Origin of the sequence: Mycobacterium sp. E136, assembly GCF_001666865.1 — a bacterium.
Lineage (GTDB): Bacteria > Actinomycetota > Actinomycetes > Mycobacteriales > Mycobacteriaceae > Mycobacterium.
Genome location: NZ_LZJE01000150.1, coordinates 1 through 14051, shown reverse-complemented (window position 1 = coordinate 14051; position 14051 = coordinate 1). Strand labels below are relative to the sequence as shown.

Here is a 14051-nt window from a genome sequence, read left to right as displayed (position 1 = left end):
CGAACGAGCCATACCTCATCGTTTCGTGCCCAACAGTCAAGACCAAGCACCGCGACCGGCATTTCGCAACAGCCACCGGGTGCGTGGAATCAACCCGTTAACGGGGTCTCCGATCAGCCGCCGGTGATGGTCCGCAGCTGCTGCATCGCCGAGCCCTGTTCGCTGCGGCGCGCGACCGGTTCTGGCTGGCCGGCCTGCTGGGCTTCCTGCGCCTGCTCGGCGGCGGCCTGCTGGGCCGCGGCGGCCTCGCGCAGTTGGTTGGCCATCGGCTCGGGCAGCTCGACCGCCAACGGGGTGCGCACCGGCAGCGGGGTATCTCCGCGCCGAACAACGGTGTCGGCCAACGCTTCTCGAGCTTCGGTGGCGAGCGTGTCGATGTGTTCCTGCGGGCCGTTGACGACGCAGCGGATCATCCACCGGTAGCCGTCGACGCCGATGAAACGCACCACGCCCGGCTGACCCTGCTGGGCGGCCTGGGCCTGCTTGGCGGACGCCACGCCGACGACCTCGCGACCCCACGGACCGTCCTGGATCGAAACGTCGGCGCCGTCCTTGCGCAGGGAGTCGGCGAGTTCGGAGGCGATTTCGCGCCACAGGCCGCTGCTCTTGGGGGCGGCGTAGGCCGCGACGGTGAATCGGCCGTGTGGGGTAACGACCCATACCGCGCTGGGCACTCCCTGCGGGGTGAGCTCGACCTGCACCTGCCCGCCCGCGGGCAACGGGATCAGGACCGAGCCCAGGTCCAGCCGGCCGGCGGCAGCGGTCTCGGCGTCGTCGAAGTCTTCGATGTCGAACGGCCCGTCCAGTTCGTCGTCGACGGCGCCCTGCCCTACGGCATCCTCGACGTCGTCGGGTGTCCCGTTGTCTTTGCGTTTACCGAATGCCATTTCACAAACTCGCATGTCCGCCGGAGGAACCGTGGCCGCCTTCGCCACGGGTGGTTTCACCGAGACCGGCCTCGTCGAACGACGTGACCTCGACCAGCTCGGGCAATTCGACCCGTTGAACCAGCAACTGTGCGATGCGGTCGCCGCGGTGCACGATGATCGGTTGCTGTGGATCGAGGTTGATCAGCGACACCTTGATCTCGCCGCGGTACCCCGCATCGATGGTGCCCGGGCTGTTGACGATCGAAAGCCCAACGCGCGCAGCCAAACCCGAGCGCGGATGCACCAATCCGACCATCCCATGCGGGATCGCCACCGCGACGCCGGTAGGAACCAGCGCACGCTGACCGGGTGCCAGTTCGACATCGAGCGCACTGAAGAGGTCGACGCCCGCATCGCCGTCGTGGGCACGGCTGGGCATCGGCAGATCAGGGTCGAGGCGCACGACCGCCAGAGAAGTGGGCACGACGTCAGAGATTACTCTTGGCCGCGTGTCCGACACGCGCGCCACGACGCAATCCGTGCGCTACCGCGAGCGGCTCTGGGTGCCGTGGTGGTGGTGGCCGCCGGGCCTGGGTCTCGCGGCGCTGATTGCGGTCGAGATCGACATGGGTGTTCCTGCCATTCCCGGATGGTTGCCGTTCGCGCTGCTGTTGCCGGTCGCCGGGGTCGTCCTGCTGTGGCTGGGCCGCATGGAGGTGCGGGTGGTCAGCGGGCCGCAGGGCACCGAGCTGTGGGCGGGCGCCGCACACCTGCCCGCCGAGGTGATCGCCCGGTCCGCCGAGGTGCCTCGCAGCGCCAAATCCGCGGCACTGGGACGTCAGCTGGATCCGGCCGCCTATGTCGTACATCGGGCATGGATTGGCCCGATGGTTCTGGTCGTGCTCGACGACCCGGACGATCCCACGCCGTATTGGCTGGTGAGTTGTCGTCATCCGGACAAGGTCCTGGCGGCGCTCCGCAGCTGAGCTGCGAATTCAGGCGGAGCAGCTGAGCTGCGGATTCAGGCGGAGCAGCTGAGCTGCGAATTCAGGTAACAAGCGGCTGCAAATCGGGGCGGGTGGTTGAACTGCGATGGGCTGGACCAATTAGGCGGCGCAGTCCGAACAGATCATCAAGCCGTTCTTCTCGCTGGCCAGGCGGCTGCGGTGGTGAACAAGGAAGCAACTCGAGCAGGTGAACTCGTCGGCCTGCTTCGGGATCACCCGCACCGACAACTCCTCGCCGGACAGGTCCGCGCCAGGCAGCTCGAAGGACTCCGCGGATTCCGACTCGTCGACGTCCACAACCGCCGACTGGGCCTCGTTACGCCGCGCCTTCAGCTCCTCGAGCGAATCTTCCGAGACATCGTCGGTCTCGGTACGCCGTGGGGCGTCGTAATCGGTAGCCATCGTGGTCCCCTCCGGATAAACCTTGTGCAGCAGAGCTTTGTACCAGCGTCGAACGCATCCACCAAACGATTCGTGCCCGTATGAGTACCCGTTGCACTGTGATTTATGTCACATACCGGATCATCCCACGCGAAGAACCCGGGAGCAGGGGCTTTAGAGTGCAGGCGTGGTCGCGCAAATCACAGAGGGAACCGCGTTCGACGAACACGGTCGCCCCTTCCGGCGGCGGAACTACCTGCCGGGCATCTTGTTGTTGGTCGCGCTGTCGGTGGTGACGCTGTTGGTGTGGGTCATCGCGCTGAGCCGACCCGCCGACGTGCCGGAGGCCGCCATCTGCAATCCGCCGCCCGCACCCGCCGACCCGAACGCCCCCGCCCCGAGGCTGGGTCAACAGATCTCGAGCGCCGACATGGTCGAGGTCAGCCCCGCCCGGCTCGCCGACACCAAGATCCGGGTGCTCAACGCCAGCGGCCAGGGCGGGCAGGCCGCCGAGGTCGCAGGCGCCTTGAAAGACCTCGGGTTCGCCGAGCCGACCGCGGCCAACGATCCGATCTACACCACCGCCCGACTGGAATGTCAGGGCCAGATCCGATTCGGCGAGGCCGGACGGGCCGCGGCCGCCGCGGTGTGGCTGGTCGCGCCCTGTACCGAACTGTTCCAGGACGACCGCGAAGACGACACCGTCGACCTGGCCCTCGGTACCGATTTCAGCGAACTGAGCAGCAGCGACGACATCGAAGCCGTGCTGGCCAGCCTGCGGCCCGACGCCACCCAGGCCTCCGACTCGTCGCTGTTGACCAAGGTTCACTCGGGAACCTGCTGAACTCCGATCTCGCTGTCCGACAGCAGATTTCGGTCCGTTATGGTGCGCCGGCGCGCCGCAGCATGTTATCGAGCGCAGCAGCTATGCCCGGTGCGGCGGCCGTGATGAACCCCGGCCCGCCGGACGCGCCGCTCCCCTGCGGCAACGCCAGCGCGGCACCCGCCTCCGCCGCGATGAGCGCTCCGGCGGCCCAGTCCCACAGGTGCACGCCGTCCTCGTAGTAGGCGTCGAGTTGACCCGCCGCCACCATGCACAGGTCCAGGGCGCACGATCCGATCCGTCGCACGTCGCGCACCTCGGGCAGCACCCGCGTCAGCACCTCCGCCTGGCGGGCGCGCTGGTCGCGGTCGTAGGAAAATCCGGTGCCCAACAACGACATTGAGAGATCGACGGCGGCGCTGGCACGCAGCGGCGTCGTGCCGTCGGCACCCCGCAGATGTGCGCCGTGGCCGAGGGCGGCCGAGTACACCATGCCGGCGGGGACGTTCGCGACGGCGCCCGCCATCGAATTCCCGTTGCGCTGCACGGCCACCGACACCGCGTAGGCCTCCAACCCGTACACGAAGTTGACCGTGCCGTCGATCGGATCGAGCACCCAGGTGAGCGCGTCGCCGCGCGCGGGCGCACCGCCTTCCTCCTCGCCGAGGACATGCTCACCGGGCCGCAGCTCGGCCAGCCGGTCGCGGATCAGCCGCTCCGTCTCCGTGTCGACGATCGTGACCGGGTCGGTCGGTGAGCTCTTGGTCCGCACCCCGGGGGCGTCGTTCGACGGGCCGTCGAAAACCTCTGCACGACGCCGTCGCACGAAAGCGGCCGCTTCGGTGGCGAGCCGCTCGGCGACCGAGCGCAGCTGGACGGGATCGACGTCGTGTTCGGGCATCCATCCATCGCAGCACGTTCGCCCGGCGTTGTCGCCGACTGTCTGCCCCGACAGGCCCGCGTGGCCTCTGCCGAGCCACTAATGTGTGGGGCGCATACCTGGCTGCGGCACGCCTGCCCGAAGTAGAGGAGCGCACATGACCGCGACCAATTCGCCCGCCGTCGCCCCGAGTGTCAACGGTAGCCAACGGCGCGGGTTCGGCATCGACGTCGGCGGCAGCGGTGTCAAGGGCGGCATCGTCGACCTGAACACCGGGCAGTTGATCGGCGATCGGTTCAAGCTCGCAACGCCGCAGCCCGCGACCCCCGAGGCGGTCAGCAAGACCGTCGCGGCCGTGGTTCGCGAGTTCGGCTGGACGGAGAAGGTCGGTGTCACCTACCCCGGGGTCGTCACCGACGGCATCGTGCGCACCGCCGCCAACGTCGATAAGGGCTGGATCGGCAGCAATGCCCGCGAGTTCTACAGCAAGGCCCTCGATGGACAGCCCGTCACGGTCCTCAACGACGCCGACGCCGCGGGGTTGGCCGAGGAGAGGTTCGGCGCGGGGCGGGACAACACGGGCCTCATCGTGCTGCTGACCTTCGGCACCGGCATCGGCTCGGCGGTGATCCACAACGGGGCACTGCTGCCCAACACGGAGTTCGGTCACCTCGAGGTGGGCGGTAAAGAAGCCGAGCACCGCGCCGCGTCGTCGGTCAAGGAACGCAAGGGCTGGAACTACGAGCGGTGGACCGTCGAGGTGACGAAAGTGCTGGTAGCGATCGAAAACGCGATCTGGCCGGATCTGTTCATCGCCGGTGGTGGAATCAGTCGCAAGGCCGAGAAGTGGATACCGCTGCTGAAGAACCGCACGCCGGTGGTGGCCGCGGCGCTCCAGAACACCGCGGGCATCGTCGGCGCCGCGATGGCCGCTGAGGTGGACGTCACAGCTACCGCCAAGTAGCCACGCCGAAGTCCGATATTTGCCGCTGGAGGCGGCGTTATCCCACACTGTCGTTACAATGGTCGATGGCGGCCGCAGCCTGGATAGCGGCGATTATCAACCGCCAATATTCGACAGCCAACGCTCATCGATGGGGCACACCTCCCCCCGCGCTTCGCGGTGGGCCCAGCCCGCGATGAGTAGCACAAGGAAAGGGTGTTCGTGGCAGCGACAAAGGCAAGCCCGGCAACCGATGAGCCGGTGAAGCGCACCGCTACCAAAACCGCCCCCGCCAAGAAGACCGCGGCGAAGTCGGCCAATGGGACGGCGCCGGCCAAGAAAGCCACCAAGACCCGCGCCGCCACCAAGGCGCCGGCCAAGAAGGCCGCCAAGGCAACCACCTCAGGCAAGGCACCCGCCAAGGCGGCGAAGGCCGCCAAGACGGCAGCACCGCGCGGACGCGCCAAGAAGGCCACCGCGGGCGAACCCGACAACACCAAGCTCGACGGCGAGACCGACGAACTCGAGACCGACGACCTCGAAGCCGAACCGGACGAGGATCTCGCGGCCGAGGACGCCGACATCGACCTGGAGGATCTCGAGGTCGACGACGAGGCCACCGAGGACACCGCGGAGGCCGCCGAGGGCGATGCCCCCGCCGCCGAAGCCGGTGAGGAAGCCGTCGCCGAGGACGACGAGATCGCCGAGCCGACCGAGAAGGACAAGGCGTCCGGCGACTTCGTCTGGGACGAAGAGGAATCAGAGGCGCTGCGGCAGGCCCGTAAGGACGCCGAGCTCACCGCGTCCGCCGACTCGGTGCGTGCGTACCTCAAGCAGATCGGCAAGGTCGCGCTGCTCAACGCCGAAGAAGAGGTCGAGCTGGCCAAGCGCATCGAGGCCGGCCTGTACGCCACCCAGTTGATGGCCGAGCTCGCCGAGAAGGGCGAGAAGCTGCCCGCCGCGCAGCGCCGCGACATGATGTGGATCTGTCGCGACGGTGACCGCGCGAAAAACCATCTGCTGGAAGCGAACTTGCGTCTGGTGGTGTCGCTGGCCAAGCGCTACACCGGCCGCGGCATGGCGTTCCTCGACCTCATCCAGGAAGGCAACCTGGGTCTGATCCGCGCCGTCGAGAAGTTCGACTACACCAAGGGCTACAAGTTCTCGACTTACGCCACCTGGTGGATCCGTCAGGCGATCACCCGTGCGATGGCCGACCAGGCCCGCACCATCCGCATTCCGGTGCACATGGTCGAGGTGATCAACAAGCTGGGCCGCATCCAGCGTGAGCTGCTCCAGGATCTGGGTCGCGAGCCCACGCCCGAAGAGTTGGCCAAGGAAATGGACATCACGCCGGAGAAGGTGCTGGAGATCCAGCAGTACGCGCGTGAGCCGATCTCGCTGGACCAGACCATCGGCGACGAGGGCGACTCGCAGCTCGGCGATTTCATCGAGGACTCCGAGGCCGTCGTGGCCGTCGACGCGGTGTCGTTCACGCTGCTGCAGGATCAGCTGCAGTCGGTGCTGGAGACGCTGTCCGAGCGCGAGGCCGGCGTCGTGCGGCTGCGGTTCGGGCTCACCGACGGTCAGCCGCGCACGCTCGACGAGATCGGTCAGGTGTACGGCGTTACCCGCGAGCGGATCCGCCAAATCGAGTCGAAGACGATGTCAAAGTTGCGCCACCCCAGCCGTTCTCAGGTGTTGCGCGACTACCTCGACTAGTCGCGTTACGTCGGCGGCGGGGGCGGCGGTGGTCCGACCCTGTTGAGCTGGAATTCGTTGGCGCCGTTGTAGGCGTCCCCGCATATCCCCGGTTCGTGGTAGGAGCGCACGCCCTTTCCACTGGCCGCGTCCCAGGCGTAGTTCATGGGTAGGTCGTGCTGCGAGCCGTCCTCACAGGTGAGCGCATCGGGTGTCAGGGCGTCTCGCATGATCCACCAGCCGACCTGCCAGTAGGCGTTCGCGCTCCATCCCGGCGACTTCCGCTCCGTGTCGCCAGCCCCGTACTCGGTGACGTGCACGCACTGGAACGCATCGCCGTCACAGGGCGTGACGACCCACGTCGTCGGACCCCACTCGTAAACGGCTTCGTAGGTGCCGAGCGCATTCTGTGTGATCTGGTCCGTGCCGTACGCCGGGGCGGCTACACCGATCGCCACCATTCCTGCCGCGACGACGGATGCCGCCGCGCTCGCCCCCCTGCTTCCCATGCCCACTCCTTCGTGTCCGGCTCGCGTGTCAGCAGTATGCAACGCGGGCGACCGGGCCTGGACGCATTTGCGGTCAACCGGGCGCCCGCGAGTGTTGGGGCGGATGACGCGATCTCACGGGACGGCCCATCGCGACACGTTCCCGTTCGTCTCGGGCTAGCAAACACACCGGGCGTGGAACCTGTAGTGTTTCCCGCCGTGCCGAATAAGCCAGCGAAGGTTCCGCCCATGCCCGTGGTCCGCGTCGTCAACCGCGTGCGCGCAACCCTGCAACATCTTCACCGCTCTACGGTGCCCGCGAGCGTCGCCATCCTCGAGATGGCGACCGGTGCGTGGCAGACGCAGACGATGTACGTCGCCGCGAAACTGGGCGTCGCCGACCAGCTCGCGAGCGGGCCGGCACGCGCCGCCGACATCGCCGAGCGGGTCGGGGCGGACCCCGACGCGCTGTACCGGCTGATGCGGGCATTGGCGTCGAAGGGTCTTCTCGACCATCGCCGCGACGACACGTTCAGCCTGACCAAGGTCGGAGACGCGCTGCGCTCCGACCACCCGGAGTCGATGCGCGACATGGTGTTGTTCATCGGGCACCGGGCCCGCTGGGAGGATTGGGGCAGTCTGCTGCATTCGGTGCAGACCGGCGAACCGTCGGTCATCAAGTTACGCGGCATGCCGTACTTCGACTACCTGGACACCGATCCCGACCTGGCTCAGGTGTTCAACAAGGCGATGACGGCCACGAGCGGTATCACCAACGAAATCGCGCTCGGCCAATACGATTTCAACAACTTCAAGCTGATCGTCGACGTCGGGGGCGGCCACGGCCTGCTGCTGTCGACCATCCTGAACGGCGCGCCCAACGCCCGCGGCATCGTCTACGACCTGCCGTCGGTGGTCACCGACGCCCTCACGACGTTCAAGGCCGCGGGAGTGGCGGACCGTTGCATCGCCGAGGGCGGTTCGTTCCTGGAGCGTGTACCCGAGGGCGGCGACGCCTACGTGATGAAGAACATCATCCATGACTGGGACGACGCCAACTCGCTGACGATCCTGCGTAACATTCGCACCGCGATCGCCCCTCACGGCAAGCTGTTGCTGCTGGAAATGGTTCTGCCGGAACGGGCTACGCCATTCATCGGCTTCCAACTGGACCTCGAGATGCTCGTCACCGTGGGCGGCAAGGAACGCACTCGCGCCGATTACGCAGATCTGTTACAAAGCGCGGGTTTCCGGCTCGACCGCGTCATCGACACCGTCACGCCGATCTCGATCGTGGAGGCCTCCCCGATCTAACGGTCACCGCTTCTTGTCGCGCACCTTATACGTCGACGGCCACGACTCGCGCGTCTCGTCGCCGGTCAATGGAATGCCTTTGCTTCCGATCTTGATGTCGTAGGCCTCCTTGCCGGGGCCCACCTCCCGGTTGGCGTGCTCGGTGGCCAGATAGATCAGCTGGTCGATCTCGGCTTCGGCGAACGCGACGAACGATGTCTTGCGGACGATGTCGTCCGCGCCGGCGGCGATCCGGTCCGGCAGCACCCGAGTCGCGAACGCCGCGGCCGCCACCAACGCGAACGGGATGACCCAGTAGCAGAGGAAGGACAGCGGCGTCTCGGTGTCCAGGACCGTCGCATCGCGGTCGACGATCGGGGGGATCGCCGACGACACCGTCATGCCACCGAACGCCGCCACCCATATCCAGGACAGCTGCGAGGTGATGCGAGCGAACAGGTCGCTCTTGACGACATGAGCCTGCTGACCCGCTTCGGCGAACTCCCGCACGAACGGCTTGCCGATCAAGACGCCGGTGAGCGCGACGAGGAAGATCCCCAGATTGCTCAGCGGAAAGATCCAGCGTTCGAGGAACGATTCGTCGAGCGCAAAAGTCAGCACCGTCAACACCAGAAATGTTGCCAGAGCGCCGATTTCGAGTATCCGGCCGGGACCGCCCCGCAGCTGCCCCAGCGTGAAACCGGCAACCGCGACCGCCAGAGCGATCAGCACCGCGACGGTGAACGGAACATTGCCGACGAGCACCCAGTAGACGATCCACGGTGCCAGACCTAACAAAATGCCCATGATTTGTAAGTGTACGTAGGGCCGGTCCGGCCTCGTGAGTGATCTAGTTCGAAGCCATGCCGGAGCGGCGCAACATCTCTTCCATCTCGCAGCATGAGGCTGCGGTGGGCTATTCGCGGGCGGTGCGCACCGACCCCTACGTCGCCGTGGCCGGCACCACGGCCGGTGGAGAGGCCAACGCCTACGTCGCGGACCCGGATCAGGATGCCAGCGGAGCGAACCGTCCGTCGGCATCGGGCAGATAAGAAGTGACGCGGATCACAGCCGGGATTGGCAAAGGCCCGTACAGATGTGGGAACTCCATCCCCACGGGATCAGCGGGTACACCGGGTTCCCAGCGAACCGGAGAGGACAGTCGTGCGGCGTCGATGTGGAGCAGCACCAGATCGGTGCGACCGGCGTACAGCCGGTTGGCCGGCAGGTGCACCTGCTCGGGTGTCGAGAGATGCACGAAGCCGACTGCGGCCAACGAATCGGGGCGATGCTCGCCGTGCGCACGAGCGGACCGCCATTCGTCTTTGCTACACAAGTGGACCAGAACGGTGGGCGCCGATTTCATATCGCCAGCCTGCCGTGTCGGCAACTCGAGGTAACGGTGAGACACGACACACCGGTAAAGCCTTTGGGAACAACGCCGAAAGTCAAAACGTCTGAGACAGTAGATGCACGCGACAGTACGGAGGTCCGCAATGACGAACGCAACGCTCACCAGTCCCCCACTGACCCGGGCTGACCGCTGCGATCGTTGCGGCGCCGCTGCACGGGTTCGTGCGAAGCTCCCCTCCGGAGCGGAGTTGCTCTTCTGCCAGCACCACGCGAACGAGCACGAGGCCAAGCTGATCGAGCTGGCCGCCGTCCTCGAAGTCAGCCCGGTGGAGGCATAGCGCCCGACACGGCTGACAGCCGCTCTGGGCAGGAGCACCTTTCGTCAGTAATGCTGGACTGGTCATGAGTGACCAGCCCCGGCCGCTGCCGACGAAGCCGTCGCGCCACCACATTCGGCACATCGTGCGGCGCACCCTGTCCAAGAGCTGGGACGACTCGATTTTCTCGGAGTCCGCGCAAGCGGCGTTCTGGTCGGCGTTGTCGCTTCCCCCGCTGCTTCTCGGGATGCTCGGCAGCCTGGCGTACATCGCCCCGCTATTCGGGCCCGAGACGCTTCCGATGATCGAAGACCAGATCATCGACACCGCCGCGCGGTTCTTCTCCACCAACGTGGTGACCGAGATCATCGAGCCGACGGTGCGCGACATCGTCAAGGGCGCTCGCGGCGAGGTGGTCTCGGTGGGGTTCGTGATCTCGCTGTGGGCGGGGTCGTCGGCGATCTCGGCGTTCGTGGACTCGATCACCGAGGCGCACGACCAGACGCCGCTGCGCCATCCGGTGCGCCAGCGGTTCTACGCGCTGGGCCTGTACGTGGTGATGTTGGTCGGCGCGATCCTCGCGGCGCCGTTCATCGCGTTGGGGCCGCGCAAGATCGCGACATTCATCCCCGACAGCTGGGACCACATCCTGCGCTTCGGGTACTACCCGGTGCTGATCTTGGGCCTGATCGTGTCGGTCAACATCCTCTACCGGGTCTCGCTGCCCAAGCCGTTGCCGTCGCACCGACTGCTGCTGGGCTCGATCCTGGCCACCGTGGTGTTCCTGCTGGCGACGTTCGGGCTGCGCTTCTACCTGACGTGGATCACCGCGACCGGCTACACCTACGGCGCGCTGGCGACGCCGATCGCCTTCCTCTTGTTCGCGTTTTTCCTCGGGTTCGCGATCATGATCGGGGCCGAACTCAACGCCGCCGTCCAAGAGGAGTGGCCGGCCGCGGACACCCACGCCAAGCGGTTCCGGTGGTGGCTGAAGGAGAAAGCGGACTCACTCAACGGCGTCTCCGCCGACGACCCGGCGCCCGCCCCGGGCACCTCAGCCGACCGCGCTACTTCTTGAGCTTCTCGTAGATCCGCTTGCACTCCGGGCACACCGGCGAACCCGGCTTGGCCGACTTCGTCACCGGAAACACCTCACCGCACAGGGCGACGACGTGAGTTCCCATCACCGCGCTCTCGGCGATCTTGTCCTTCTTGACATAGTGGAAGAACTTGGGGGTATCGCTGTCAGTCCCGTCGTCGACGCGTTCGTCGGTGTCGGTGCGCTCGATCGTCTGGGTTTGCATGACAACCATTTTGCCCGTAAGAAAACCGACCCGTACAGCGGAGCCACAATGTGGAACAGTGGAGTTATGAAACAAAGCCCCGAGCTGAGTTTCGATGACGACGGTCGGCCCATCCTGATCACTCGCGCCGCCCCCGCCTACGAGGAACAGCACCGCCAACGGGTTCGGAAATACCTGACGATCATGTCGTTTCGTATCCCGGCCCTCGTCCTGGCCGCGGTCGCCTACGGCATCTGGCACAACGGGCTGATCTCGCTGGCCATTCTGGTCGGTTCGATTCCGCTGCCGTGGATCGCCGTTCTCATCGCCAACGACCGCCCGCCGCGCCGTCCCGAGGAGCCGCGTCGATACGACAACCGGCACCGCTCCCCCGAAGTCGCGACCGCCGAGCGGCCGGCGCTGGAACACGGCACCATCGCCGCGCCGCAACCCGAGGGACGCGCCCCGAACGGTGATGTTCCCAGCTGAGACGCTTCTATCGCTTTTCTAAGGACATTCTCAGGTCCTCGCCGAGAAACCGCTGATCAGAAGGTGTGAACCAGCCAATGGCTGGGAACTCTTTGGACCTCGTGGGCGTTGTAGCTCATGACAGTTCGACTTGATCAGGAGGCCGTCATGGCAAATGCCAGCACCATCCGCGTCGACCAAGACCTGGACGCCCAGAGTCCAGCGGCTGACCTCGTACGCGTGTACCTCAATGGCATTGGCAAAACGGCCTTGCTCAACGCCGCCGACGAGGTGGAGCTCGCAAAGCGCATCGAGGCAGGGCTTTACGCCAAGCACCTGCTCGAGACGCGGAAGCGCTTGGGAGAGAACCGCAAACGTGATCTTGCCGCGGTGGTCCGTGACGGTGAGGCGGCGCGACGCCACCTCCTCGAGGCCAACCTGCGCCTCGTGGTGTCGCTAGCGAAGCGCTACACGGGTCGCGGGATGCCGCTGCTCGACCTGATCCAGGAAGGCAACCTGGGCCTGATCCGGGCGATGGAAAAGTTCGACTACACCAAGGGATTCAAGTTCTCGACGTACGCCACGTGGTGGATCCGACAGGCGATCACCCGCGGCATGGCCGACCAGAGCCGCACCATCCGGCTTCCGGTGCACCTCGTCGAGCAGGTCAACAAGCTGGCTCGAATCAAGCGCGAGATGCATCAGAACCTCGGACGCGAAGCCACCGACGAGGAACTCGCGGCCGAGTCGGGCATCCCGGTCGAGAAGATCACCGATCTGCTCGAGCACAGCCGCGACCCGGTGAGCCTCGACATGCCGGTTGGCAGTGACGAGGAAGCCCCCCTGGGTGACTTCATCGAAGACGCCGAGGCGATGTCCGCCGAGAACGCGGTCATCTCCGAGCTGCTGCACACCGACATCCGACACGTGCTCGCCACGCTCGACGAGCGCGAGCAGCAGGTGATCCGGTTGCGGTTCGGCCTCGATGACGGCCAGCCCCGCACCCTCGACCAGATCGGCAAGCTGTTCGGGCTCTCCCGTGAGCGGGTCCGCCAGATCGAGCGCGAGGTCATGGCCAAGCTCCGCAACGGCGAACGGGCGGATCGGCTCCGCTCCTACGCCAGCTAGAAGCCCCGATGACGATCCCCGCCGGCACCGCCCGGCGGGGATCGTGTCGTCTCGAGCCGGTGTCGCAGACGTAACAACGCAGTTCAGGCCCTCAAGCCGGTAGACTCACCTTCGACGGAGGGTTAGCGCAATGAATGATCTGGTCGACACCACAGAGATGTACCTGCGGACGATCTACGACCTCGAGGAAGAGGGCGTGGTGCCCCTGCGTGCACGCATCGCGGAACGTCTCGATCAGAGCGGCCCGACCGTCAGCCAGACGGTGTCCCGCATGGAGCGCGACGGCCTGCTGCATGTCGCCGGGGACCGCCACCTCGAGCTGACCGAGAAGGGCCGCGCCCTCGCGGTCGCCGTGATGCGCAAGCACCGACTCGCCGAGCGGCTGCTCGTCGACGTCATCGGCTTGCCCTGGGAGGAAGTCCACGCCGAGGCGTGCCGCTGGGAGCACGTGATGAGCGAGGACGTCGAGCGCCGGCTGGTTCAGGTGCTCAACAACCCGACCACTTCCCCGTTCGGCAACCCGATCCCCGGACTGTCCGAGTTGGGCTTGATCAGTACCTCCTCCGACCGTGACCCCCTGAACCTCGTGCGCTTGACCGAGCTGCCCGCGGGGATGCCCGTCGCGGTGGTGGTGCGGCAGCTGACCGAGCACGTCCAGGGCGACGTCGACCTCATCGGCCGGCTCAAGGACGCGGGCGTGGTGCCCAACGCCCGAGTGACCGTGCAGACCAACGACCACGGCGGGGTGATGATCGTGATCCCCGGCCACGAACAGGTCGAACTGCCCCATCACATGGCGCACGCCGTCAAGGTCGAGAAGGTCTGACCGGCCGATTGGGCCCAACGGCCGGCGATCAGCCGGCCCGCCTCCCGAACGCCTGCCGCGGCGGTAACCGCACCCCCAGCTGGTCAGCCAATCGGTAACCGGTAGCCGCCAGCTCTCGAATCTGCTCCGGCCGCAGGCCGGACTGCAGCGCGGTGTCGAGCATGCCCGCCATCCGATGCGTCCCGTCACACCGCAGCGCCGCCTCCAGCGACACTCCGGCCAGCGGACCGTCGCCACGCGCGTACGCCGAGAACGCCAGCAGCACGAGGGCCTCGGCGCGCCACTGCTCCG

Annotated in this window: 19 protein-coding genes and 1 pseudogene; 11 read left to right on the top strand and 9 right to left on the bottom strand. The window is 66.5% G+C overall.

All coding sequences use genetic code 11. The annotated features are described in order from the left end of the window. Positions 1-113: 113 nt before the first annotated feature. Both A5698_RS09925 and dut read right to left on the bottom strand, forming a co-directional pair. On the bottom strand, positions 114-887 hold the full coding sequence (locus A5698_RS09925) for a DUF3710 domain-containing protein (protein WP_067089893.1): 774 nt from the start codon (positions 885-887) through the stop codon (positions 114-116). Position 888: 1 nt separating this feature from the next. Then, a complete protein-coding gene (gene dut, locus A5698_RS09920) occupies positions 889-1353 on the bottom strand; it encodes a dUTP diphosphatase (RefSeq protein ID WP_067089896.1) in 465 nt (154 codons plus the stop codon). A gap of 25 nt (positions 1354-1378) precedes the next feature. Between dut and A5698_RS09915 the strand changes: the two genes are divergently transcribed. After that, positions 1379-1855, top strand: a complete 477-nt coding sequence (locus tag A5698_RS09915) for a DUF3093 domain-containing protein (protein WP_068295915.1) — start codon at positions 1379-1381, stop codon at positions 1853-1855. A 120-nt stretch (positions 1856-1975) separates the two neighbouring features. On the opposite strand, the gene A5698_RS09910 is transcribed toward A5698_RS09915, so the two are convergent. Next, complete coding sequence (locus A5698_RS09910; RefSeq protein ID WP_067089901.1) at positions 1976-2278, bottom strand: DUF4193 domain-containing protein; 303 nt, start codon at positions 2276-2278, stop codon at positions 1976-1978. 166 nt (positions 2279-2444) lie between these two features. On the opposite strand from A5698_RS09910, the gene cei reads away from it, so the two are divergent. Continuing rightward, positions 2445-3101 carry an envelope integrity protein Cei gene (gene cei, locus A5698_RS09905; protein WP_067089903.1) on the top strand — a complete coding sequence of 219 codons (657 nt, stop codon included), beginning with the start codon at positions 2445-2447 and terminating at the stop codon, positions 3099-3101. Positions 3102-3138: 37 nt separating this feature from the next. Here cei and A5698_RS09900 read toward each other — a convergent pair whose 3' ends face one another. After that, positions 3139-3981, bottom strand: a complete 843-nt coding sequence (locus tag A5698_RS09900; RefSeq protein WP_068295912.1) for an inositol monophosphatase family protein — start codon at positions 3979-3981, stop codon at positions 3139-3141. A gap of 136 nt (positions 3982-4117) precedes the next feature. On the opposite strand from A5698_RS09900, the gene ppgK reads away from it, so the two are divergent. Together ppgK and A5698_RS09890 are read left to right on the top strand one after the other, a co-directional pair. Further along, on the top strand, positions 4118-4924 hold the full coding sequence (gene ppgK / locus A5698_RS09895) for a polyphosphate--glucose phosphotransferase (protein ID WP_068295908.1): 807 nt from the start codon (positions 4118-4120) through the stop codon (positions 4922-4924). A 201-nt stretch (positions 4925-5125) separates the two neighbouring features. Next, positions 5126-6625, top strand: a complete 1500-nt coding sequence (locus A5698_RS09890; protein ID WP_068295919.1) for an RNA polymerase sigma factor — start codon at positions 5126-5128, stop codon at positions 6623-6625. Between the two features lie 5 nt (positions 6626-6630). Here the strand turns inward: A5698_RS09890 and A5698_RS09885 are convergent, their stop codons facing one another. Beyond that, positions 6631-7113: a hypothetical protein gene (locus A5698_RS09885; RefSeq protein WP_156670686.1), complete on the bottom strand. Its 483-nt coding sequence runs from the start codon at positions 7111-7113 to the stop codon at positions 6631-6633. 228 nt (positions 7114-7341) lie between these two features. Here A5698_RS09885 and A5698_RS09880 point away from each other — a divergent pair, with 228 nt between their 5' ends. Beyond that, entirely contained in the window at positions 7342-8406 is a 1065-nt protein-coding gene (locus A5698_RS09880) for a methyltransferase (RefSeq protein ID WP_084792364.1), read from the top strand. A gap of 3 nt (positions 8407-8409) precedes the next feature. Here A5698_RS09880 and A5698_RS09875 read toward each other — a convergent pair whose 3' ends face one another. Then, complete coding sequence (locus tag A5698_RS09875) at positions 8410-9192, bottom strand: hypothetical protein (protein WP_068295906.1); 783 nt, start codon at positions 9190-9192, stop codon at positions 8410-8412. A 56-nt stretch (positions 9193-9248) separates the two neighbouring features. Here A5698_RS09875 and A5698_RS29380 point away from each other — a divergent pair. Continuing rightward, positions 9249-9368, top strand: a pseudogene (locus A5698_RS29380) (RidA family protein); the annotation flags it as partial. A gap of 23 nt (positions 9369-9391) precedes the next feature. Here A5698_RS29380 and A5698_RS09870 read toward each other — a convergent pair. Continuing rightward, entirely contained in the window at positions 9392-9751 is a 360-nt protein-coding gene (locus A5698_RS09870) for a DUF952 domain-containing protein (RefSeq protein ID WP_068295904.1), read from the bottom strand. A gap of 130 nt (positions 9752-9881) precedes the next feature. Here A5698_RS09870 and A5698_RS09865 point away from each other — a divergent pair, with 130 nt between their 5' ends. Next, positions 9882-10076: a DUF7455 domain-containing protein gene (locus A5698_RS09865; protein WP_064350917.1), complete on the top strand. Its 195-nt coding sequence runs from the start codon at positions 9882-9884 to the stop codon at positions 10074-10076. Between the two features lie 64 nt (positions 10077-10140). Beyond that, entirely contained in the window at positions 10141-11133 is a 993-nt protein-coding gene (locus A5698_RS09860) for a YihY/virulence factor BrkB family protein (protein ID WP_067089923.1), read from the top strand. Here the strand turns inward: A5698_RS09860 and A5698_RS09855 are convergent. Beyond that, positions 11123-11359 (bottom strand): DUF3039 domain-containing protein, encoded by a 237-nt coding sequence (locus A5698_RS09855; protein WP_064350987.1) that lies wholly within the window; start codon positions 11357-11359, stop codon positions 11123-11125. The genes A5698_RS09860 and A5698_RS09855 overlap by 11 nt on opposite strands. A gap of 66 nt (positions 11360-11425) precedes the next feature. On the opposite strand from A5698_RS09855, the gene A5698_RS09850 reads away from it, so the two are divergent. The 3 genes from A5698_RS09850 to A5698_RS09840 all read left to right on the top strand — a co-directional run bounded on the left by A5698_RS09850 (position 11426) and on the right by A5698_RS09840 (position 13760). After that, positions 11426-11827: a DUF3099 domain-containing protein gene (locus A5698_RS09850; protein WP_197506733.1), complete on the top strand. Its 402-nt coding sequence runs from the start codon at positions 11426-11428 to the stop codon at positions 11825-11827. A 147-nt stretch (positions 11828-11974) separates the two neighbouring features. After that, positions 11975-12934, top strand: coding sequence for a sigma-70 family RNA polymerase sigma factor SigB (gene sigB, locus A5698_RS09845; protein ID WP_067089929.1), 960 nt, complete (start codon positions 11975-11977; stop codon positions 12932-12934). Positions 12935-13064: 130 nt separating this feature from the next. Next, positions 13065-13760 carry an iron-dependent transcriptional repressor DtxR gene (locus A5698_RS09840; RefSeq protein WP_067089931.1) on the top strand — a complete coding sequence of 232 codons (696 nt, stop codon included), beginning with the start codon at positions 13065-13067 and terminating at the stop codon, positions 13758-13760. Between the two features lie 28 nt (positions 13761-13788). Here the strand turns inward: A5698_RS09840 and A5698_RS09835 are convergent. Beyond that, on the bottom strand, positions 13789-14051 hold a 263-nt coding region (locus A5698_RS09835), incomplete at its 5' end, for a DUF4192 family protein (RefSeq protein WP_156670685.1).